This window comes from Mycobacterium palustre (assembly GCF_002101785.1).
Lineage (GTDB): Bacteria > Actinomycetota > Actinomycetes > Mycobacteriales > Mycobacteriaceae > Mycobacterium > Mycobacterium palustre.
The window spans coordinates 1-22156 of the sequence record NZ_LQPJ01000102.1 but is presented as its reverse complement, the minus strand read 5'-3'; the positions used below and the strand labels follow the sequence as shown (position 1 = coordinate 22156).

The following is a 22156-nucleotide window of genomic DNA, read 5'->3' as shown; positions in this document are numbered from 1 at the left end:
CTGAAACTGACCGGACGGCCGACCCGTATGGCCACGGCCCCCGGTCGTTGCGCCCGATCCGCAACACCGCCGGCAACCGGGGTGGCGATTGAGAATGTCAGCCCGAAGGCGTCACCAGCTGCCAATCGTCGCCCACGCCGTGAATGTCGACCTTCTCCCCCTCGGCCTCGATCTGAACGGTCGCATTGCCCAGCCGCAGGTTGGTCAGCGCGACCCTGCCCCACTCCCCGGGCAAACGCGGCGACAGCGACAGGGTGCGGTGCGGCACGTGCGGGTCGAGCCCCAAAAATGACCGCAGCAGCAGCAGCGGCGCGGCGCTGGCCCACGCCTGGGGCGAGCACGACGTGGGGTAGGGCACCGGGGACGCGAACTGCGAACGGGGGAACCCGCAGAACAGCTCGGGGAGGCGCCCGCCGAATGCCGCTGCCCCGTCGAGCAGGCCGGACGTCAGCCGCTCGGCCAACGCCACCGCCCCGGGGACGTGGCGGTATCGCAACAGGCCGGCCACCGCGATCGCGGTGTCGTGCGGCCACACCGAGCCGTTGTGGTAGCTCATGGGGTTGTATGCGCCCATGGTCGTGGCCAGCGTGCGCAACCCGAATCCGGAATCCATCTCGGCGCTCGCCAGCCGCTCCACCACGGCGGCGGCATGCTCGTCGGTCGCGATACCGGTCCACAGGCAGTGGCCGATATTGCTCGTCAACGCGTCGACCGGGCGCTTGTGTCCGTCCAAAGCGACCGCATACCAACCTTTTTCGGGCAACCAGAACGCCTCAATGAATCGGGTCTGCAACCGGCGCGCGCGCTCGCGCAACCGCTCCGCATGCGACGCATCGCCCAGCGCTTCGGCGAGTTCGGCCCGTGCCAGCAAAGCCGCATACAAATAGCCCTGCACCTCGCACAGCGCGATCGGCGGTTCGGCGACGTGGCCGGCGGCGTCGTTGATGCCGTTGAAGCTGTCCTTCCAGCCCTGGTTGATCAGGCCCCGGTCGGTGGCGCGCTGATACTCGATGAACGAGTCGCCGTCGCGGTCGCCGTAATGCTCCGCCCAGGCGAGCGCGGCGTCGGCCGCGGGCAGCAATGACCGGACGGCGGCTTCGTCGGCGCCCCACCGCCAGCATTCCGCCAGCAGCATCACGAACAGCGGGGTGGCGTCGGCGGTGCCGTAGTAGACGCTGCCGCCCAACACATCGGCGCTGGCCGGGCCCCGCCTCACCTCGTGCATGATGCGACCGGGCTCCTCTTCGGTGAGTGCGTCGACGCACCGCCCCTGCGCAGCCGCTAACCGCTGCAGGGTGCCGAGCGACAGCCCCACGTCCAGCGGGAGAGCCATCCACGCGGTCAGCAGGCTGTCCCGCCCGAACAGGGTCATGAACCACGGCGCCCCGGCCGCGACGTACGGCCGGCTACGCCCGTCCTCGTCCTGGATGAGCAGGGCGCCGAGGTCGCTTTCGGTCTGGCGCAGCACCCGCGCCAAAACGACGTGGTCGGTCTCGACCGTCGTGGACGTGTAGCGCCACGTCTCGATCTTGCGGGCCGGCGCGCTGCTCTGCACATTCTCGCCACGCGGGAAGCGGGTTCGGATCTTGCGGTTGGCCCAGGTCGGCTGGACCATGATTTCCGTTTGCCACTGCCCTCCCGCCGGCACCACCACCCGCCAATTCAGGCACCCGGGCAGCACGACCGGATCCCCGGTGGCCGCCACCGACAGGCCACGCACATTGTCGGCCCGCCCCCGCAGCATCAGCTCCCCGCCGACCACGGTCGCCTCCGCGCCCGCCACCGGCGCGCGTCCCTCCTTCACCGCGAACAGGTCGGCGAAGTCGGCGTCGGCGTGCAGTTCGAGGAACACCACCGTGCTCTCTTTGTCCAGGTTGTGCAGCCGGATCGTCTCCCGCAGCCCGTCGGCGACCAGGCGCTCCCGGACCACCAGCAGCGTGCTGTCCGCGCGGCCCGGAGCCGGGGCCCTGCGCAGGATGAACTGAGCCGCGAACCCCTCGGTCGACTCGACGGTCAAAGACTCGGCGACCTGGCCGTCCACCCTCAGCTCCCACCGCGACAGCACCCGCGCATCGCGGAAGAACAATCCGTGCGAGGTCCCGACCAGCACGTCTCCGCGACGGTCGGACAAACAGAACGTCCCACCCTCGATGAGGGTCACCGTTTCGCTGCCGACGCCGATGGACACCGGGGGGCCGCTGTTGAGCGCCGCCGGCACGGTCACGCGGTGGCCTTCCGAAAGTCGTGGGCGCCTCGCCGGCGAGATTCGACGACGCCTTGAGACCTCATCCGACGCCCGCCCGACGCCTGATGCAGGACGTCGCGGTAGATCTTTTCGTACGCCGAGCCGAACTGCGCGACACCGAAATTGGTGGCAACGTGCCGTCGGCAGGCATGCGGATCCAGGGTTTGGGCCCGGCGGATCGCGGCGGGCAGCTCCTCGGCCCGGTCACACACCAACCCCGTGACTCCGTCGACCACGACTTCGGCCACGGCGCCGCCGCGCAACGCGACGACGGGCGTACCACAAACCATGGCCTCGATCATTACGATGCCGAACGGCTCCTCCCACCGGATCGGGAACAGCAGGCAGCGCGCGCGGGCCAAAAGCCGCCGCTTGCTGACGGCATCGGCCTCACCGAACACATGGTCGTTGTCGGTCAGCAACGGCCGGACACAGTCCTCGAAATATTCCCTCTCCGGGGGCTCGCTACATTTGCCGGCGAGCACCAGCGGGAGCCCAGCCTCGTGGGCCGCCTCCAGCGCCAGGTGGGCGCCCTTGTACGGAGCGAACCGACCCAGAAACAGTGCGTAGTCGTCCTTTTCGGCCTGAAATGGCCACTCCTCGACCCGCAGGGCGTTGTGCACGCGGCCGATCCAATTGAGGTCGGGGGCCAGCTCCCGCTGGCGGTCGCTGATCGCCACCAGGCCGACGTCGGTGCTGAGTTCTCGATAGTAGGGATACAGGTCGTCGTCGATGGGGCCGTGCACGGTGACCATGGTCGGCACCCCCAGCGCATGGTAGGTCGGCGCATTCATCGGGCCGGCGAAGGTGTGGTCATGCACGATATCGACGCCGTCGGTCGCGGCGATCCGGGTGATCGCGGCGCGCACCTTCAACGCGTGCATGACCTCCGGGTACGGCTGACCCAGCCGGTCGGGCACGGTGCGCTCCCACAGCGGCACGAACGTGGCCGCCGTGCCGCCTTCGCCGGCGCCGAGCACGGTGACCCGGTGTCCCCGAGCGACGAGCGTGTCGGCGAGGTCGGCCACGACGGCCTCCACTCCGCCATACCCATTCGGCGGGATATCGAAATAGGGCGGCGCGACGAGCACGATCCGGAGGGGACGACTGGAGTCCAAGATGTCGGTCGGTAAGGCGGAATCGGCGCCGCGCATTGACAGTTCCTCCTTAAACTACTCACCACGCGCGTTAGCAGTCTCAACCTATGAGTGCTAATTATGGGCCGCCGGCGGACCGTCCGCCAAGTGGGGCGGGCCCTCACCCGCGCGCGCCGCGGACTTGCGGCGAGCCGGCGGGGCACCGCGAAAATCGAGGCATGTCGAACCGGAACGCGCCGCCGCCTCAGGCAGGTGCCCGCGATCGGGCCGCGCTGCAGGCGGTCAATTTCTTCATGGCCGACATGGAGGCCGGCATGGGCCCCTTCCTGGGTGTCTTGCTGGCCAGCCGCGGCTGGACCACCGGCGCTATCGGCGCGGTAATCACCCTGGGCGCGATCGTCGGCATGCTCACGGTCGCACCGGCGGGGGCGCTGGTCGATGCCACCACCCGCAAGCGGGCCTGTGTCATCGTGGTCGGCCTGTCCGCCGTCGCGGCTTCGGCGGTCATCCTGACGTCACGGCACTTCTGGGTCATCGCCGCCGCGCAGGCCGTCATGTGCATTTCCGGTGCGACGATCGCCCCCGCCGTGATCGGCATCACGCTCGGCCTGGTGGGCCAAGCCCGCTTCACCGGCCAAAACGGCCGAAACCAGGCATACAACCACGCCGGCAACATGGTCGGCGCCGCCGCCGCCGGGCTCGTGGGCCGGCTCTTCGGATACGCCGGCGTGTTCTGGCTGGCCGCCGGGTTCGCGGTAATGACCGTCGTGTCGGTGCTGGCGATCCCGGCCGCTCGCATCGACCATCATGTCGCGCGCGGCGAGCTGCGGGACACGGACCAGGCCCCGGTCAAAAAGTTGCGGGTGCTGGTTGAGTCCCGGCCGCTGCTGGCGCTGGCGGCTGCCCTGGTGCTGTTTCACCTGGGAAACGCGGCGATGCTGCCGCTCTACGGGCTGGCGGTAGTGGCCACCCACGCGAACCCGTTCACCACGGTGGCTAGCACCGTGGTCGTCGCGCAGGCGATGATGATCGTCACTTCGCTGGTCGCGATGCGGCTGGCCCAGGCACGCGGCTATTGGCTGGTGATCCTGGTCGCGTTCACCGCCCTACCGGTACGCGCACTGGTTGCCGCCTGCCTCGTCACTTCCTGGGGCGTGATCCCCGTGCAGGTGCTCGACGGGGTCGGCACGGGCTTGCTGTCGGTGGCGGTCCCCGGCCTGGTGGCCCGCATCCTCGACGGCACCGGACACGTCAACGCCGGCCAGGGCGCCATCATGGCCGCACAGGGTCTCGGCGGAGCACTCAGCCCGGTGTTGGGCGGCGTCGTCGCCCAGCACTTCGGATTCCCCGCCGCGTTCACGATGCTCGGGACGCTGTCGCTGGGCTCGCTGCTCATCTGGCTTCGGTTCAGGCCCGTGCTGCGGCGGGTCGACGAGAACGCGGCCGCGGTTCCCGCCCCCGCCGGCGCGGCCTGAGCAGTCGGGATCCGACGCACTCGACAATCCCGCGGCGACCGGCCGCCGGCCTCCCCCAGCCGACGTCGACAATCCGGCAAAATGGGCGGCATGGACACTGGTCCCACCTCACCCCGGGTCTTGGTCGTCGATGACGACTCCGACGTGCTCGCGTCGCTGGAACGTGGTTTGCGCCTCTCCGGATTCGAGGTGTCGACGGCGGTCGACGGCGCCGAGGCCTTGCGCAGCGCCACAGAGACGCGCCCTGACGCCATCGTGCTCGACATCAACATGCCGGTCTTGGACGGGGTCAGCGTCGTGACGGCGCTGAGGGCCATGGACAACGACGTGCCGGTCTGTGTGCTCTCGGCGCGCAGCTCGGTCGACGACAGGGTGGCCGGGCTCGAGGCCGGCGCCGACGACTACCTGGTCAAGCCATTCGTGCTGGCCGAGCTGGTCGCGCGGGTCAAGGCGCTGCTGCGCCGCCGCGGCGCCACCGCGACGTCGTCCTCGGAAACCATCACGGTCGGTCCGCTGGAGGTGGACATCCCCGGCCGGCGGGCGCGGGTCAACGGCGTCGACGTCGACCTGACCAAGCGGGAGTTCGATCTCCTGGCCGTGCTGGCCGAACACAAGACCGCGGTGCTGTCGCGCGCGCAACTGCTCGAGCTGGTGTGGGGATATGACTTCGCCGCCGACACCAACGTCGTCGACGTGTTCATCGGCTACCTGCGCCGAAAGCTGGAGGCCAACGGCGGACCCCGCCTGCTGCACACCGTCCGCGGAGTAGGGTTCGTGCTGCGAATGCAGTGACATGAACCGGCCATGAACGTCCTGTCCCGGATCTTCGCGCGTACGCCTTCGCTGCGGACCCGCGTAGTGGTGGCGACGGCCATCGGCGCCGCGATTCCCGTGCTCATCGTCGGCACCGTCGTGTGGGTGGGAATCACCAACGACCGCAAGGAGCGCCTGGACCGCCGACTCGACGAGGCCGCGGGCTTCGCAATCCCCTTCCTGCCGCGCGGCCTGGACGAGATCCCACGCTCGCCCAACAACCGCGACGCCATCATGACGATCCGCCACGGCGACCAGGTCAAGTCCAATTCCGACGTGACGCTTCCCCGCCTGAGCGACGACTACGCCGACACCTACGTCCGGGGGGTGCGCTATCGGGTCCGGACGGTCGAGATCCCCGGGCCGGTGCCGACGTCGCTCGCGGTGGGCGCGACGTATGACGCCACCATTGCCGAGACCAACAACCTGCACCGTCGGGTGTTGCTGATCTGTGGCTTCGCCATCGGCGCGGCGGCCGTTTTCGCCTGGCTGCTGGCCGCTTTCGCGGTGCGCCCGTTCAAACAGCTCGCCCAGCAGACCCGATTGATCGACGCGGGTGACGAGGCGCCGCGCGTCGAAGTGCACGGCGCCAGCGAGGCCGTCGAGATCGCCGAGGCGATGCGGGGCATGCTGCAGCGGATTTGGGACGAGCAGAACCGGACCAAGGAGGCGCTCGCGTCGGCCCGCGACTTCGCGGCGGTCTCCTCCCACGAGCTGCGCACCCCGCTGACCGCGATGCGCACCAATCTCGAGGTGTTGTCCACCCTGGACATGTCCGACGACCAGCGCAAAGAGGTGCTCAACGACGTCATCCGCACCCAGTCGCGGATCGAGGCCACGCTGAGCGCCCTCGAGCGATTGGCCCAGGGCGAACTGTCCACCTCCGACGATCACGTGCCGGTCGACATCACCGAGTTGCTCGACCGCGCCGCCCACGACGCCATGCGGGTCTACCCCGCCCTGGACGTCTCGCTGGTGCCGTCGCCGACCTGCATCATCGTGGGGCTGCCGGCGGGGTTGCGCCTGGCCGTCGACAACGCGATCGCCAACGCTGTCAAGCATGGCGGCGCCACCAAGGTTCAGCTCTCGGCGGTCAGCTCGCGGGCCGGGGTGGAAATCGCCGTCGACGACAACGGGACCGGGGTCCCGGAAGCCGAGCGCCAGGTGGTGTTCGAGCGGTTCTCCCGCGGGTCGACGGCGTCGCATTCGGGGTCGGGCCTGGGGCTGGCGCTGGTGGCCCAGCAGGCGCACCTGCACGGTGGGACGGCGTCGCTGGAAGAAAGTCCGCTGGGCGGGGCGCGGCTGCTGCTGTTCATCCCCGCACCCGGCTAGGCGTCACTCCCGGAGCTCTTGCGCCACGCGATGAAGTAGGCGCGCGCGGCGGCCTGCTCGTCCTTGAACCAGACCTGCGCGACGATCGCGTCGTACGTGGGATCGTCGGGCGTGTAGTAGAGCCGGGTGTCCGAGCGGCCCTTCACCAGCCACCCGTCCGGTCCGCCCCCGTCGGGGGTGGCGCGAGCCGAACCGGGGCCGTAGGGCTCGTATGGCAACACCGGCCACTTTTCCGGCGGCGTTTTGGGCATCGGACGTTTTTTAGCCGGCCCGGCCTTGGCGGGCGGGACTTTCGTCCGCGGCGGCACCGCCTTGCCAGGCGGAAGCTTGCGCGGTGGAACCTTTTTCGCGGGGATCTTGCCCGCCGGCACGCGTTTGGCCGGTGGCCGAGGCTTCCTCGGTGGCGCCTTCTTCGCGGCGGTACGTCTCGTCGTCGGGGAGTCGTCGGGCGCCAGAAACCACTCGAGGAACGAAAGCCGGCCTCGCGACGCATCTTTCGCAATCGGGATCTCGGTCGTGGGCAAGTCATGCTCGATCGGGATCTCGGTGGTCGGGAGGTCCTGCCCGACGGGATTCTCCGTCGTCGAAACGTCATGCCGGACCGGGATTTCCGTCGTCGGCGTCTCTTGCTCGCGTGGGATCTCGCGCGCCGGCGCCTTCTTGCCGGCGGGGTCCTTCCTGCCCAGCAATCTGCGCAGGAACGAAACTTTGGACTTCGTCGGTTCTTTCGGATCCTTAGCAGCCGGGTCGTCGGTGACGGCGCCCGGAAGCTCGGGGTCGGCGGGCTGCAAATCTTGCTCGGCGAAAACCTCGGTCGCTTCCGGCCCTTCCTCGGCCGGGTTCGCCGTCAGCGACGCACGTTCCGCCGCTACCTCAGCGGCCGGCAAGTCGTCGAACTCGACGGCGCCTTTCGCCGCTTCGCGATCTAAGTCCTCGGGTATCGCAGCCACTTGCGACTCTGGCTCGACAGGAACCTCAGACGGGGCCGGCTCCTCGTCGAAAATCTCAGCCGCTTCCGCACCGTCTTCGACCGGGATCGCCATTGGCGGCTCATCGTCGGACGGGACGCCGGGCCCGAACAGATCGCGCGGCACGGGAATCGTTGCGGTGAGGAACTCCGGTTCGGAAGAGAGCTCGGGCGTCGTCGACTCGGGCTCTGCAGGAACGACAGTCGCTTCGGCCTCTTCCTCGACTTCCTCGACGGGGCTTACCGGGGGCGATGCGACTTCCGCCGCGGCGTGGGGCGCCACCACATCGCCGGACTCGACAACGGCTCCCGTCGCTTCGGGCTTTGGGTCGACGGGCTCCACGGACACCCGCGACTCGTGGTCGGCATCAACCTCAGTCGCTTCGGACTCTTCCTCAGCCGGGCTTGCCGAAGGCGATGCGTCGGGGGGCGGCACGGGGAGCCCGAACAGGTCGTGCGGGACGGGAACCGCTGCGGTCCGGAACGACGGTTTCGCGGGGACCTCAGATGTCCTCGACGCCGGCTCGACAGGCGCGTCGGTCACTTCCGCTTCGTGCTCGGGCGGGGCCGCCGGCGGCGAGTCCTTCCTCGTCGGGGTAATCGGCGCTAACAAGTCGTGCGGCACCGGGATGGTTCTCGTCGGCGATTCGGGTCCGACCGGCACCTCGGAGGTCTGCGACCCTTCGTCGACTGGCTCGCGGGTCGCCGGGTCCTCCTGCTCGACCGGAATCATCGCGGTCGGCGCCTCACGCTCGCCCGGGTCAGCGACCCCGAACAAATCGTGCCGGATGCCAACCGCGACGGTCGGTTGCTCCTGCTCGGCCGTAGCCGCCACCGTCGCGCGCTCTTCCCCGGCCGCAATGGTCGTCGTCGGCGCCTCATGCCTGCCCGCGACGTCATCCCTGGCCGCGACGTCGGCCCCGAAGAAGTCGGGCCAGCCGGGAGCCTCGGGCCAGGACGGCTCGGGCGCGGCATGGGGCTCGGGGTCCGGCCCCTTCGCCGGCGCCCCCACCGACACCCGGCGTGTGACGGGGCGGACGGTGAGGGCCAGCGTCAGCGTCAATCCCATCACAAAGGACAGGACAAAAAGCCACCAATGCACCTGGCTCATCTTCCCGCGCCTACTCCTGGCTTAGGCGAATCGGCCGGAGACATTTCGACACCGGGGCGTTTGTTCAAAATATTGGCGATTACCCGGGCAACACCCGAGCCCGCCAGGAAAGCGAGCAGGTACCACAACCACTGGATCACGAAATCCATGCTGGTTCTCCTTAGCTCACAACGATTTCGACGCGGCGATTTTTGGCACGCCCCTCGGGCGTGTCATTTGGGGCAACGGGATTCACCGAACCGAGACCCTTGACTTCGAGCTGCGAGCCAGCAACCCCATGGGCAATGAGGAAGTTGGCGACGGTTTGGGCCCGCTGGTTACTCAACGAAATGTTGATGGCTTCGGTGCCCGAATTATCGGTGTAGCCATTGATCGCCGCGTGCGCGGTCGGGCACGCTTTGAGCTTGTCCGCCACCTCGCTCAAAATCTGGTTTGCGACCGGGGTCATGCTGAACCCGTCGTTGGCAAACGTGATCGGTCCGCCCGTCAGGGCGGTGATGGCCTCCGCCAGGCTGGCGCACGACGCCGGAGCGGGCAGTCCAATCGGCGGCACCGGAACGTTAACGGCAAGCTTGCCAACCACATTCAGATTCGACCAGGTGCGGGTCGCCTCCTGTTCGACGGTGTTCTTCTGGTCTTGCGTCGCGGCGGTGCCCGTCACCGTGATGGTGTCTCCGCTCACCGTCAGGGCGAAATCGAGAATCGACGCGCTGTCTTTGAAGATCGGTCCCGCTTTCGAGAAATCGAGCGCATCGACATTGGGGTTGATACGGATTTGATCGATGATCGTGACGTCGGGTGTCAACGATCCGTTAAGCGCCTTGATCAAGGCCCCCTTCGCGGAATCGTCGGGAAACTCTCCGCTGAGGACGAATTCGTTACCGTTGCGCGTGATTGACAGGGGCGCCAACGACAATTTCGGCGCACCGGGCTTGCCGGACGGCGCCGACGTGGGTTGCGCGCCCGAGGGCCCCGCCGCCGATCTCGCCCGGTGCGACGCGCCGTAGCCGATTGCCGCGATCAGCAATGGGATAAGCACGAGTGCAATAAGCCAGGGAAGGCCAAGCGACCGCCGGTAATCCTCCGGAGCCCGCTCAGAGTCGGTGCTTGCGGCCGCTTCCCGCAAACCCGCGCCTAAGCCCACTTTCCCCTCCCCTAATTCCCTCGCCGAGGACTTCTCGGTCCCGCAGGCGATATGCAGCCTACCCATTCGGCGCGGCGACAATTCCCAAGTCGGGCACACTAGAGCGATGGGAAACGGCAAAAAACCGACCGACCGCGACACCCTGGCCTACATCCGCCACCTGGTCGATGAGGAGAAGTCCCTGCGCGAGCAGCTTCAACACGGCGAGATCGACACGTCGGAGGAGCACGATCGCCTGCGCCAGGTAGAGGTGGAGCTCGACCAGTGCTGGGACCTGCTGCGACAGCGCCGGGCACTGCGCGAGACCGGCGGTGATCCCCGCGAAGCGGAGGTGCGCCCGCCCGGCCAGGTCGAGGGCTACCTGAGCTGAGCGAGGGCCCAGCCAACGTCGATGCCGTCGTGGTCGGCGGCGGCCACAACGGACTGGTGGCGGCCGGCTACCTGGCCCGAGCGGGCCTTCGGGTGCGGGTGCTGGAGCGGCTGGGACACGTCGGCGGGGCCGCGATTTCGGCGCAAGCGTTCGACGGCGTCGATGTCCGGCTGTCGCGCTACTCCTACCTCGTCAGCCTGCTGCCGCCCCGCATCGTCGACGACCTCGGCGCCGACGTGCGCTTGGTCCGGCGGCGCTTCTCGTCGTACACACCGGACCCGGCCACCGGCGGCCGCACCGGGCTGCTGGTCGGGCGGCCCGACACCTTCGCCGCCATCGGCGCCGGCGCCGACGAGCGCGGTTTCGCGGCGTTCTACCAACGCTGCCGGCTGGTGACCCAACGACTCTGGCCGACGCTGCTCGAACCGCTGCGGACCCGCGCTCAGGCCCGCCGATACGTCGTCGAGTCTGGCGGCGCCGACGCGGCGGGCGCCTGGCGGGCCATGGTCGACGAGCCGATCGGGCACGCCATCACCGGCTCGGTGTCCAGCGACCTGGTGCGTGGCGTCATGGCGACCGACGCGCTGATCGGCACCTTCGCCCGCCTCGACGACCCCTCGCTGCAGCAGAACATCTGCTTCCTCTATCACGTGCTCGGCGGCGGCACCGGCCAATGGGACGTGCCCGTCGGCGGGATGGGCGCGATCAGCGAGGCCCTGAGCAGGGCGGCGGTCCGTCATGGTGCCGAAATCACAACGGGCGCAGAGGTTTTCGCCATCGAGCCAGGCGGTCGGGTCTGCTACCGCAAAGCCGGTGAAGAACGCGCAATCCGCGGGCGGTTCGTTCTGGCGGGCGTCACCCCGACGGTCCTGGCCGGCCTGCTCGGGGAACGCCCGCCGCGTCCGGCGCAGGGCGCGCAGGTGAAGGTGAACCTGGTGCTGCGGCGGCTACCCCGGTTGCGCGACGGCAACGTCACACCCGAACAGGCCTTCGCCGGCACCTTCCATGCCAACGAGACGTGGACCCAGCTGGACGCGGCGTACGTGCGCGCCGAGGCCGGGCAACTGCCGAACCTTCTGCCCTGCGAGGCGTATTGCCATTCGCTGGCGGACCCGAGCGTCCTGTCGGCCGGGCTGCGCGACGCGGGCGCTCACACGATGACGGTGTTCGGCCTGCACACCCCGCACTCGCTGTTCGAGGGCACCTACTCCGGCGCCTTGCGCGACCGGCTGACCGATTCGGTGCTGGCCTCGCTGAATTCGGTTCTGGCAGAACCCATTCAGGACGTCTTGATGCGCGACGCCAATGACCGCCCGTGCCTCGAGACGACCACGACCCTGGACCTGCACCGTACGCTCGGAATGACCGCGGGCAACATCTTCCACGGCGGCTTAGCGTGGCCGTTCGCCGACGACGACGAGCCGCTGGACACCCCGGCGCGCCGGTGGGGAGTCGCCACGGCCCACGAGCGAATCTTGTTGTGCGGCTCGGGTGCCCGTCGCGGCGGCGCGGTGTCGGGCATCGGAGGGCACAACGCCGCCATGGCCGTGCTGGCGTCGGTGTAGCTACCCCTTCATCCGACGAGCGTGCGTAGTTGCACGGCCCCAGCGGCGTGTCCGCGTCCAAACACGCACCGTCGCGGAAGGGAAAGGAGACTAGCGCCCGTCGATGGTTTCGTAGTCGCGTTCGGTGTAACCGGTGTAGATCTGGCGCGGACGGCCGATCTTGCTGTCGCCCTCGTCGTGCATCTCGCGCCAGTGCGCGATCCACCCGGGCAACCGCCCCAGCGCGAAGAGCACCGTGAACATCCGGGTGGGGAATCCCAGCGCCCGGTAGATCAGGCCGGTGTAGAAGTCGACGTTGGGGTAGAGCTTGCGCTCGATAAAGTAGTCGTCGGTGAGCGCCTTCTCCTCGAGCTCCTTGGCGATGCCGAGCAGGTCGTCGTCGCCGCCGAGCTTGGCCAGAATCTTGTCGGCCTGCTCCTTGACGATCCGCGCCCGGGGGTCGTAGTTCTTGTAGACGCGGTGCCCGAAGCCCATCAGTTTGACGCCGGCCTCGCGGTTCTTCACCTTGCGCACGAATTCGCCCACGTCGTCGCCGCTCTCGCGGATGCTCTCCAGCATCTCGAGCACCGCCTGGTTGGCGCCGCCGTGCAACGGCCCCCACAGCGCGTTGATGCCACCGGAAATAGAGGTGAACAGGTTGGCCCGCGACGACCCGACCAGCCGCACCGTCGACGTCGAGCAGTTCTGTTCGTGGTCGGCGTGCAGGATGAACAGCATGTCCAGCGCCCGCACGATCTCCGGGTCGGCGTGATAGGGCTCGGCGGGCAACCCGAAGGTCATCCACAAAAAGTTCTCCACGAGCGACAGCGAGTTGTCCGGGTAGAGGAACGGCTGCCCGACCGACTTCTTGTAGGCGTACGCGGCGATGGTGGGCAGCTTGGCCAGCAGGCGGATGGTCGACAACTCCACCTGCTCCTGGTCCATCGGGTCCAGCGAGTCGGGGTAGTAGGAGCTCAACGCGTTCACCACGCTGGACAGCACCGGCATCGGGTGGGCGTTGGGCGGGAAGCCGTCGAAGAACCGCTTGAGGTCCTCGTGCAACATGGTGTGCCGCTGGATCCGGGTATCGAACTCGCCCAGCTGCTGCTTGTTGGGCAGCTCGCCGTAGATCAGCAGGTAGCACACCTCGATGAAGGTCGACTTCTCGGCCAGCTGCTCGATCGGGTAGCCGCGGTAGCGCAAAATCCCGGCGTCGCCGTCGATGTAGGTGATCGAGCTCTTGCACGCGGCGGTGTTGACGAAGCCGACGTCGAACGTCGTGTAGCCGGTCTTGGACAACAGCGAGCCGAGCGCAATGCCGTCCGCACCTTCGGTGGCGCGGGCGACCTGCAGGTCGATCTCGCCCCCTGGGTACTTCAGAGTTGCGGTGTCGTCTGTGTCGGCCACGAGAACCCCTTTGCGCTCCGGCTGGTATGGCTGCCCTGACTAGGTGCTTACAGCTGAAGGTAGTCGTTATCGCGACCACGCGCCTGCCCGGGGTGGGTCTGCCTGATTTCCTTAACCAATCATCAGATGGCCCCGTCGCGAGCACCCAAACCGAAGAGCTCGGCGGCGTTGTCGTAGAAGACCTTCCGCAGCCATTCGTCGTCGACGCCGGGCACCTCGGTCAGGGCGCGCATGGCGTCGACGAAGCGATACGGGATGTTGGGAAAGTCACTCCCGAAGAGGATGCGGTCGCCGTGGTCGCGAAGTCGTGCGTATTCAGAGTGCGGGAAGGGCATCGTCTCCTCCACGAAGGCGGTGAACGCCATGGTGGTGTCGAGTCGCACCTCCTCGTACCGCTCGGCGAGGTCTAAGAAGTCGGAGTACTCGGGCATGCCCATGTGTGCGACGACCAACCGCAGGCGGGGATGTCGCGCGAGCAGCGCCGCGATCGGCTCCGCTCCGGTGTGGGCGCCAGGGACGGGGCCGGAACCGCAGTGGATCACGACGGGCACGGCTGCGTCCTCGATGACGCCCCATGCCCGGTCGAGTTGCGGATCGATCGGGTGGTAGCGACCGACCTGGATGTGGGCTTTGAACACTCGCGCGCCGGCGCTGATCGCCTGGCCGACGTAGCCCTCGACGCCGGGTTCCGGGTAGAACGTCGCGGTGTGGAGGCACTCGGGCGTCGCCGCGGCGAACGACGCCGCCCACTGGTTTAGCCAGGCCGCCATCTGGGGCTTGTGCGGGTAGACCAGCGACGTGAAGGCCCGCACGCCGAATCCGCGCAGCGCGGCCAGCCGCTGCTGCTCGTCGGTGCGATAGGCGATCGGCCAGCGCCGTCCCACCAGCGGGCCGACGTCGTCGAAGTACCGCCAAACCTTGTCCATGACCGGCTTGGGCATGAAATGCGTGTGCACGTCGACAAGCCCCGGCAGCCCGAGCGGCCGCCAGATGTCGCGCACCAACGTCGTCTCGTCCATCGTCAGCCAGGATGGCAGGACGGGTCAGCGGCGGCCTTCAGGGCTGCAGACGTTCGACGTGAGAGCCGATGACCCGAATCCTGTTGTGCACCCGGTTTTCGCGCCCCTGCCAGAATTCGACCACCTCGGGCGCGATGAGGTATCCGCCCCAATTGGGGGGCACCGGGACGGACTCGGAGTCGGCGAAGCGCTCGGTGACCTCTCTCAGCTGGTCGAGCAGCGCGGCACGCGACGCGATCGGGCGCGACTGGTGCGACGCCCACGCGCCCAGTTGTGAGCCGCGCGGCCGCTTGGACCAGTAGTCCTGCGTAACCTGCGGGTCGACCCTGCTGACGCCGCCGCGGATGTGGACCTGCCGTCCCAACTCGTACCAAGGGAAGGTCGCCGAGGCGTACGGCGTCGCCGCCAATTCAAGCCCCTTGGCGGAGTCGTAGTTGGTGAAAAAAGTGATTCCCGTCTCGTCGGCGCTCTTGCACAAGACCGACCGGCTGACGGGACGGCCCTCGGCGACGGTGGCCAGGACGAAAGCGTTGGGCTCGGCGACCCCGGCGCGTTCGGCGTCGTCAATCCAGTTACGGAACAGCGTGAGCCAACCGTCGGCCAGCCAATCCACGTCCAGGTCGGGGCTGCCGTCCTTTTCCACGGACCCGTATTCCACGCGCATCGTCTGCAGGCGTTGCTCGTTTGATCCGGCCATTGGGCCAACGCTACCGACGGGCGCTACCGGCCGGTAGCGTCGGCCCCGAGGCGGGGTGCGAGAATTTTCCCATGACCGTTGTCCCCGAAAACTTTGTCCCCGGCCTAGCGGGTGTGGTCGCCTTCACCACCGAGATCGCCGAACCGGATAAAGACGGCGGCGCCCTGCGCTACCGCGGCGTCGACATTCAAGACTTGGTGAATCAGCAGGTCACCTTCGGTGACGTGTGGGCGCTGCTGGTCGACGGAAAGTTCGGTCACGGGTTGCCGCCCGCCGAGCCGTTCCCGCTGCCGATCCACACCGGCGACGTGCGGGTCGACGTGCAGGCCGGACTGGCGATGCTCGCGCCCATCTGGGGCTACAAGCCCCTGCTCGACACCGACGACGCCACCGCCCGCGATCAGCTGGCCCGCGCCTCGGTGATGGCCCTGTCCTACGTCGCGCAGTCGGCACGCGGCATCTATCAGCCCGCCGTCCCGCAACGCGTCATCGACGAATGCCCCACTGTCACAGCGCGATTCATGACCCGCTGGCAGGGCGAGCCGGACCCCCGACACATCGAGGCCATCGACGCCTACTGGGTGTCGGCCGCCGAGCACGGGATGAACGCCTCGACGTTCACCGCGCGAGTGATCGCCTCGACCGGCGCGGACGTCGCGGCGGCGCTGTCCGGGGCGATCGGCGCGATGAGTGGCCCCCTGCACGGCGGGGCCCCGGCCCGGGTGCTGCCCATGCTCGAAGAGGTGGAACGCACGGGCGATGCCCGAGGCCTGGTGAAGGGGATCCTGGACCGGGGCGAAAAGCTGATGGGCTTCGGGCACCGCGTCTACCGCGCCGAGGACCCGCGGGCGCGGGTGTTGCGGGCCACCGCCGAGCGGCTGGGCGCCCCGCGCTACGAGGTCGCCATGGCCGTCGAGCAGGCGGCGCTCGCCGAGTTGCGCGAGCGGCGTCCGGACCGGGCCATCGAAACCAACGTCGAGTTCTGGGCCGCGGTGATCCTCGACTTCGCCCGGGTGCCGGCCAACATGATGCCGGCCATGTTCACCTGTGGGCGCACCGCGGGATGGTGCGCCCACATCCTCGAGCAGAAGCGGCTCGGCAAGCTGGTCCGCCCGTCGGCGGTCTACGTGGGCCCCGGCCCGCGCAGCCCCGAGGCCGTCGAGGGCTGGGACCGGGTTCTCACCCACGCCTGAGGCGTTCTCCGGTAGTTGTCGGTGCCCGGCGGTTGACTGAAGCCGCCGCGACCACGGCGATGAGTTGGTGTCGCGGGGCGAGTCAATAACCGTGAGCCCGCCCACCCGGTGCGGGCACGGGAGACCGACACCAAGGAGGCCATCATGGCGATCAACTTCGAACCCGCCCTGTCCCCGCACCTCGTGGTCGACGACGCGCCGGCGGCGATCGACTTCTACGTCAAGGCGTTTGGGGCCGACGAGCTGGGCCGCGTGCCGCGTCCCGACGGGAAGCTGATCCACGCCGCGCTGCGCATCAACGGTTTCACCGTGATGCTCAACGACGACTTCCCCGAAGTGTGTGGCGGCAAGTCGATGACGCCCAAGTCGCTGGGCGGGACCCCGGTCACCATTCACCTGACGGTCGACGACATCGACGCCAAGTTCCAGCGGGCCCTCGACGCCGGCGCCACCGTGGTGGCACCGCTGGAGGACCAGTTCTGGGGAGACCGCTACGGCGTGGTCGCCGACCCGTTTGGCCACCACTGGTCGCTGGGGCAGCCGATTCGCGAGGTCAGCATGGACGAGATGCAGGCGGCGATGGCCGCGCCGGCCAGCGGCTAGGTCGCGCGCAGCCGGGCAAGCAGCCGGCGTCGCCGCGGCGGCGCCGGCGGTGCGGTGGCCGCCGCCGCGAGCATGTCTGCGACGTCGGTGAACTTGTTGCGGGGCCGTCCGTCGCGGCTGCCGCGCGCGATCTCGGCCGCATCGATCGCGCGCCAGCCCGCCGAATCGACGGTGTCGGGCTGACGCGCGCGCACCAGCCTGTCCAGCGCCGCGGGGTTGGCCGCCGGGTCGGCCAGCGCGCCGGCGTTGAAATCGGCCACCAGGGCGTGGACGGTTTGGATGGAGCAGGACTTGTTGGTCCCGATGAACCCGGTCGGCCCGCGCTTGATCCACCCCGCGACGTATGCGCCGGGCACCGCGCGTCCCGACGAATCGACGACGCGACCGCCGTCGTTGGGGACGACGCCCGCGGACTCGTCGAACGGCAGATCGCGAATCGCCTTGCCGCGGTAGCCGATTGAGGTCAACACCAGGCCGGCATCGAGCCGGCGCACCTCGTCGGTGCCGGTGACGGTGAACTCCACCCCGGCGGCCCGCTGCTGACCCACAACGCGCTTGGGCGTGAGTTGGTAGGCCAGCCGGATCCGTGGCCGCGACGGCGCCGCCGAACCGTCGCCCAGCTTGGTCAAGATCTCGAGTTTGCTCTTGGTCAACGGGTCCGACACCGTCGCCAGGTCGTGCGCCACGCGTTCGTGATCGGCGGCGTCGAGCACGACCTCGGAAGCGCCGGTGAGCCCGATCAGTTCGGGCAGGGTGAACGCCGACTGCGCGGGCCCGCGCCGGGCCGCGATCACCACCTCGCGGACCGCCGAGGCGCGAAACGCTTCCAGCGCCCGATCGGAAATGTCGGTGCGGGCCAAATCGTCGGGGTCTGCGGTCAGCACCCGGGCCACGTCGAGGGCGACATTGCCGTTGCCGACGATCACGACCCGTTCGTGGCTGAGATCGACTGGCAAATCGGCAAAGTCGGGGTGGCCGTTGATCCAGGCGACCAACTCGGTGGCGGTCCCGGTGCCGGCAAGACCCATGCCGTCGATGTCTAGCCGACGATCGTCGGGCGCGCCGACCGCGTACAGCACGGCGTGGTGGTGCGCCAGCAGGTCGGCGTGGCTCAGGTGCCTGCCGATCTCGACGTTCAGATAGAACCGGAAGTGCCGATGGCCGGCGACCCGGTCGAAGAGCCGGGTGACGTTTTTGGTGTTCGGGTGATCCGGTGCCACCCCGGCCCGCACCAGCCCGTAAGGGGTGGGCAGCTTCTCAAAGACGTTGACCCGCACCCCATGCTGGGTCAACAACTCGTCGGCGGCATACATGGCGGCGGGCCCCGATCCCACGATCGCCACGGTCAGCGGCCGGCGTCGCGGACGCACCTCGGCGGCCGGGATCACCGGGGCCAGCTTCGACGTCGGCGGCAACTTCACGCCGGCGGGTCGCTCGGGGTAGAACGACGCGTTGATCTCCACGAAGGGCAACTGCTTGGGCTCGAGCCGGGCGGCGGGGGCGATCGCGCCGACCGGGCAGGCGCTGACGCACGCACCGCAGTCCACGCACGCCACCGGGTCGATGTAGAGCATCTCCGAGGTGGCGAAGCCCGGCTCGTCGGGTGTCGGGTGAATGCAATTCACCGGGCACGCGAAAACACAGGACCCGTCGTTGCAGCACGACTGGGTAATTACGTGCGGCATGGAACTCCTGAAACCGCTAGGCCGCCGCGACGGGGGCCAGGTGCTGACGCTGCGGCTCGCTGCGGTAGCGCGACGGCTTGCCGTTGATCTTGCAGAGCCGCCACATCAACCGCGCGGAGCGCGTTTCCATCAGGCCGGTGTCGCAGGCGAGCATCCGGACGTCGGCGAACATGTCGCTCAACCACTTTCGCGAGTCCGGTGACCGGAAGAACAGTTCCTTTTTGACCTCTCGCGGGATGTCGAACTCCTGCCAGAACGCCTTGGGCGGCACCGTGATCGCTTGGCACAGCACCCGCATGGTCAGCGGGTAGTACAACGACACCCAGAAACGCTGCCGCTTGGTCAACTGCGGCAACCGCTTCCGCAAGAACTCGTGGGCAAACGAGATGTGGCGGGCTTCCTCGGCCACGTGTATGGCCATCACGCGCTCCATGATCGGATGCAGCGACTTTCCTTCGCGCAGAACGTTTTTCTGCGTGTGGTCGATCGGCTCTTCGCCGGCCAGCACCCCGATGAAAAATGCCACCGGCAGCGGTCCGGCGACCAACGGAATCAGCGGCGAGATCCAGCGCAGCACCCGCGGCATGCCCGGGACGTCGGCGCCGACGCGGTTGACCATCTCCTGAAACATCATGGTGTGGTTGCACTCTTCGACCGATTCGTGAAGGCAATACCGGTATTCCGGTGACCCGTTGGGCACCCAGAACGTGTAGTTCATCAGGCCACGGATCAGGATCGACTCGAAGTGCAGCCCGACCTTGGCCACGTTGGCCTGCCGCCACATGCCGATCTTGATCTTGCGCTCGTCGGACTGCGCTTGGTACCACGGATGCCGGCCCAGCGGGTCGGTCTTCGGCAGGATCCACCGTGGGTCGTCGTCGGTGACGGCGAATTCGGGTGAGTCCCAGTCAATGTCGGTGTACGGATTGAAGTTTCGCCGCACCGACCCCTCGGACAGTGTGGCGAGCATGTTCACGTACTCGGCGTCATCGCGCACCTCCATGTTGCGGCGCCAACGCCGGACCATTCGCGTCCTGGCCATTCCGAGCCCCTCCCCAACGAGGTTTACATTTGGACGTGCTGTGTCTAGACAGTACCGCAGGTACCGGGTAATTTCCAGGGTCCCCGCGGGCGCTGTGGCGTGACCAGTGGTCATGCCACCGGTGTGGCCGGTCTCACACCGGCGGCCCCCGCGGGGCGCTCACGCAGGGGTTACCCGCCCACGACAGTGCGCCGCGCCGCCGCTCACTACGCTGATCGATATGGCTGACCAGCTCGAGATCCCCGCTGACATCAAACCCCGCGATGGCCGCTTCGGCTCCGGTCCGTCCAAGGTCCGGCCCGAACAGTTGAAGGCGTTGACCACCACCGCGGCCCCCCTGTTCGGCACCTCGCACCGGCAGGCGCCCGTCAAGGACCTGGTGGGTCGGGTCAGGTCGGGCATCACCGAGCTGTTCTCCGTGCCCGACGGCTACGAGGTGATCCTGGGCAATGGCGGGGCGACGGCGTTCTGGGACGCCGCGGCCTTCGGACTGATCGACAAGCGCTCGCTGCACCTGTCCTTTGGCGAGTTCAGCTCCAAGTTCGCCTCGGCGGTCGCAAAGAACCCCTTCGTCGGCGATCCCGTCGTGGTCAAGGCCGAGGCCGGCAGCGCCCCCGAACCGCAGGGCGACCCGTCGGTCGACGTGATCGCCTGGGCGCACAACGAGACGTCCACCGGGGTCGCGGTGCCCATCCGTCGTCCCGCCGGCTCCGACGACGCCCTGGTCGTCATCGATGCCACCTCCGGCGCCGGCGGCTTGCCGGTCGATATCACCGAGACCGACGCCTACTACTTCTCGCCGCAGAAAAACTTCGCCAGCGACGGCGGGCTGTGGTTGGCCATCATGAGCCCGGCGGCGCTGGCCCGCGTCGAGTCGATCGCCGCGTCGGGTCGCTGGGTTCCCGACTTTCTGTCGCTGCCGATCGCGGTGGAAAACAGCAGGAAAAACCAGACGTACAACACCCCGGCCATCGCCACCCTGGCATTGATGGCCGAGCAGCTCGACTGGATGCTGGGCAACGGCGGGCTGGACTGGGCGGTCAAGCGCACCGCCGACTCGTCGCAGCGGTTGTACTCCTGGGCGCAGGAGCGGCCCTACACCACGCCGTTCGTCGCCGACCCGAAGTTGCGCTCGCAGGTGGTGGGCACGATCGACCTAATCGACGACGTCGACGCCGCGGCCGTCGCGAAGATTCTGCGGGCTAACGGCATCGTCGACACCGAGCCGTACCGCAAACTCGGCCGCAACCAGCTGCGGGTCGCCATGTTCCCCGCGGTCGACCCCGAGGACGTCAGCGCGCTGACCCGGTGCATCGACTGGGTGGTCGAACGGCTTTAACCGCGCGGTCACGAGCCGGCAACCCGCCCGCGTGTCAGATCGGGTTGTCGGTGTTTGCTGCACTAGAGTGCGGACCTGACGGGTCCGTCGCTGACCGGCGCGGAGCCTGCGAGGAGAAGCCATGCGGGAACTCAAAGTGGTCGGTTTCGATCACGACGGCAAACACATCCTCTGCGAGGGTGGCGAACCCGCCCAACAGTTCAAGCTGGTGGTCGACGACCGATTGCGAGCCGCCCTGCGGGGCGAACCGCTTCCGCCGGAACAGCCCGCCCTCGACATGCAGGTGACGAACATGTTGAGCCCCAAGGAAATTCAGGCCAAGATCCGTGCCGGCGCGTCCGTCGAGCAGGTGGCCGCGGCGTCGGGCTCCGACATCTCGCGGATCCGTCGGTTCGCGCATCCCGTGCTCTTGGAACGCGCGCGTGCCGCGGAGCTGGCAACCGCGGCTCACCCGATGCTCGCCGATGGCCCCGCGGTGCTGACCCTGCTGGAAACCGTCAGCACCGCCTTGGTTGCCCGTGGCCTGGAACCGGACAGGCTGAGCTGGGACGCCTGGCGCAACGAGGACAGCCGCTGGACCGTGCAGCTGGCCTGGAAGGTCGGCCGTTCCGACAACATCGCGCACTTTTGCTTCACTCCCGGCGCGCACGGCGGGACGGTCACCGCGATCGACGACGCGGCCAGCGAGCTGATCGACCCCGACTTCGAGCGTCCGCTGCGGCCGCTCGCGCGGGTGGCGCGCATCGACTTCGAGGCGCCGGCCTCGCCCGCCCCCGAGGCGGAAAACGCCGAGCCGGTGACCCCCCCGCCGCCCGAGAAGCCGGTGCACACCCGCCGCGGCAAGCCGGTCATTCCGGCGTGGGAGGACGTGCTGCTCGGGGTCCGCTCGGGCGGGCAACGCTAGGTCGACAGCGGCGACCCGTCGCCAGCTCCGCGGGGCACCCCCGGCGCCCGGCTACGCCGCGCTTGCGGTCACCGCCAGCGCGGACCGCTAGATGTACCCGGCCATAACGTTGGTTACAGGCGGCTGATGGGTGGTAGGCCGCTGAGTGCGCTGTGGCGGCGTTGAGTGT

At 68.5% G+C, this 22156-nt stretch carries 19 protein-coding genes; 9 read left to right on the top strand and 10 right to left on the bottom strand.

The annotated features are described in order from the left end of the window. Positions 1-97: 97 nt before the first annotated feature. Complete coding sequence (locus AWC19_RS13845; protein WP_085078636.1) at positions 98-2224, bottom strand: amylo-alpha-1,6-glucosidase; 2127 nt, start codon at positions 2222-2224, stop codon at positions 98-100. Continuing rightward, entirely contained in the window at positions 2221-3399 is a 1179-nt protein-coding gene (locus AWC19_RS13840; protein ID WP_085078635.1) for a glycosyltransferase family 4 protein, read from the bottom strand. Before AWC19_RS13840 ends, AWC19_RS13845 begins: the two co-directional genes overlap by 4 nt. Before the next feature lie 161 nt (positions 3400-3560). Between AWC19_RS13840 and AWC19_RS13835 the strand changes: the two genes are divergently transcribed. From AWC19_RS13835 to AWC19_RS13825, 3 genes are all read left to right on the top strand, one after another. Next, on the top strand, positions 3561-4817 hold the full coding sequence (locus AWC19_RS13835; RefSeq protein ID WP_085078634.1) for an MFS transporter: 1257 nt from the start codon (positions 3561-3563) through the stop codon (positions 4815-4817). Between the two features lie 81 nt (positions 4818-4898). Further along, the gene (gene prrA, locus AWC19_RS13830) at positions 4899-5609 is read left to right on the top strand and encodes a two-component system response regulator PrrA (RefSeq protein WP_120313517.1); all 711 of its coding nucleotides are present in this window, start codon (positions 4899-4901) and stop codon (positions 5607-5609) included. 12 nt (positions 5610-5621) lie between these two features. Then, positions 5622-6962 carry a sensor histidine kinase gene (locus tag AWC19_RS13825; protein WP_085078633.1) on the top strand — a complete coding sequence of 447 codons (1341 nt, stop codon included), beginning with the start codon at positions 5622-5624 and terminating at the stop codon, positions 6960-6962. On the opposite strand, the gene arfC is transcribed toward AWC19_RS13825, so the two are convergent. From arfC to arfA, 3 genes are read right to left on the bottom strand one after another with little or no spacing between them, the layout of a single operon-like run. Continuing rightward, the gene (gene arfC / locus AWC19_RS31610; protein ID WP_085078632.1) at positions 6959-9040 is read right to left on the bottom strand and encodes a channel accessory protein ArfC, sunset domain variant; all 2082 of its coding nucleotides are present in this window, start codon (positions 9038-9040) and stop codon (positions 6959-6961) included. The two genes, AWC19_RS13825 and arfC, sit on opposite strands and share 4 nt — an antisense overlap. Further along, positions 9037-9189, bottom strand: a complete 153-nt coding sequence (gene arfB, locus AWC19_RS29655; protein ID WP_158090867.1) for a channel accessory protein ArfB — start codon at positions 9187-9189, stop codon at positions 9037-9039. The genes arfC and arfB overlap by 4 nt, the downstream gene beginning before the upstream one ends. Before the next feature lie 11 nt (positions 9190-9200). Further along, positions 9201-10184: a channel-forming protein ArfA/OmpATb gene (gene arfA / locus AWC19_RS13815; protein WP_085078631.1), complete on the bottom strand. Its 984-nt coding sequence runs from the start codon at positions 10182-10184 to the stop codon at positions 9201-9203. A 106-nt stretch (positions 10185-10290) separates the two neighbouring features. Between arfA and AWC19_RS13810 the strand changes: the two genes are divergently transcribed. Beyond that, positions 10291-10554, top strand: coding sequence for a DUF2630 family protein (locus tag AWC19_RS13810; RefSeq protein WP_085078630.1), 264 nt, complete (start codon positions 10291-10293; stop codon positions 10552-10554). Further along, complete coding sequence (locus AWC19_RS13805) at positions 10551-12119, top strand: phytoene desaturase family protein (protein ID WP_085078629.1); 1569 nt, start codon at positions 10551-10553, stop codon at positions 12117-12119. Before AWC19_RS13810 ends, AWC19_RS13805 begins: the two co-directional genes overlap by 4 nt. Positions 12120-12209: 90 nt before the next feature. Here AWC19_RS13805 and AWC19_RS13800 read toward each other — a convergent pair whose 3' ends face one another. From AWC19_RS13800 to pdxH, 3 genes are all read right to left on the bottom strand, one after another. After that, positions 12210-13505 carry a citrate synthase gene (locus tag AWC19_RS13800; protein ID WP_085078628.1) on the bottom strand — a complete coding sequence of 432 codons (1296 nt, stop codon included), beginning with the start codon at positions 13503-13505 and terminating at the stop codon, positions 12210-12212. 122 nt (positions 13506-13627) lie between these two features. Next, positions 13628-14524 (bottom strand): amidohydrolase family protein, encoded by an 897-nt coding sequence (locus tag AWC19_RS13795; protein WP_085078627.1) that lies wholly within the window; start codon positions 14522-14524, stop codon positions 13628-13630. 37 nt (positions 14525-14561) lie between these two features. Beyond that, positions 14562-15221: a pyridoxamine 5'-phosphate oxidase gene (gene pdxH, locus AWC19_RS13790; RefSeq protein WP_085078626.1), complete on the bottom strand. Its 660-nt coding sequence runs from the start codon at positions 15219-15221 to the stop codon at positions 14562-14564. Positions 15222-15292: 71 nt separating this feature from the next. On the opposite strand from pdxH, the gene AWC19_RS13785 reads away from it, so the two are divergent. Together AWC19_RS13785 and AWC19_RS13780 are read left to right on the top strand one after the other, a co-directional pair. Beyond that, the gene (locus AWC19_RS13785; protein WP_085078625.1) at positions 15293-16414 is read left to right on the top strand and encodes a citrate synthase 2; all 1122 of its coding nucleotides are present in this window, start codon (positions 15293-15295) and stop codon (positions 16412-16414) included. Between the two features lie 144 nt (positions 16415-16558). Then, the gene (locus tag AWC19_RS13780) at positions 16559-17017 is read left to right on the top strand and encodes a VOC family protein (RefSeq protein WP_085078752.1); all 459 of its coding nucleotides are present in this window, start codon (positions 16559-16561) and stop codon (positions 17015-17017) included. Here the strand turns inward: AWC19_RS13780 and AWC19_RS13775 are convergent. Beyond that, complete coding sequence (locus tag AWC19_RS13775) at positions 17014-18702, bottom strand: FAD-dependent oxidoreductase (RefSeq protein ID WP_085078624.1); 1689 nt, start codon at positions 18700-18702, stop codon at positions 17014-17016. The genes AWC19_RS13780 and AWC19_RS13775 overlap by 4 nt on opposite strands. A gap of 16 nt (positions 18703-18718) precedes the next feature. Next, on the bottom strand, positions 18719-19744 hold the full coding sequence (locus AWC19_RS13770) for an AurF N-oxygenase family protein (protein WP_085078623.1): 1026 nt from the start codon (positions 19742-19744) through the stop codon (positions 18719-18721). A 220-nt stretch (positions 19745-19964) separates the two neighbouring features. On the opposite strand from AWC19_RS13770, the gene serC reads away from it, so the two are divergent. Both serC and sepH read left to right on the top strand, forming a co-directional pair. Further along, the gene (gene serC / locus AWC19_RS13765; RefSeq protein ID WP_085078622.1) at positions 19965-21083 is read left to right on the top strand and encodes a phosphoserine transaminase; all 1119 of its coding nucleotides are present in this window, start codon (positions 19965-19967) and stop codon (positions 21081-21083) included. Positions 21084-21204: 121 nt separating this feature from the next. Further along, on the top strand, positions 21205-21987 hold the full coding sequence (gene sepH / locus AWC19_RS13760) for a septation protein SepH (protein WP_085078621.1): 783 nt from the start codon (positions 21205-21207) through the stop codon (positions 21985-21987). The last annotated feature ends 169 nt before the right edge of the window (positions 21988-22156 follow it).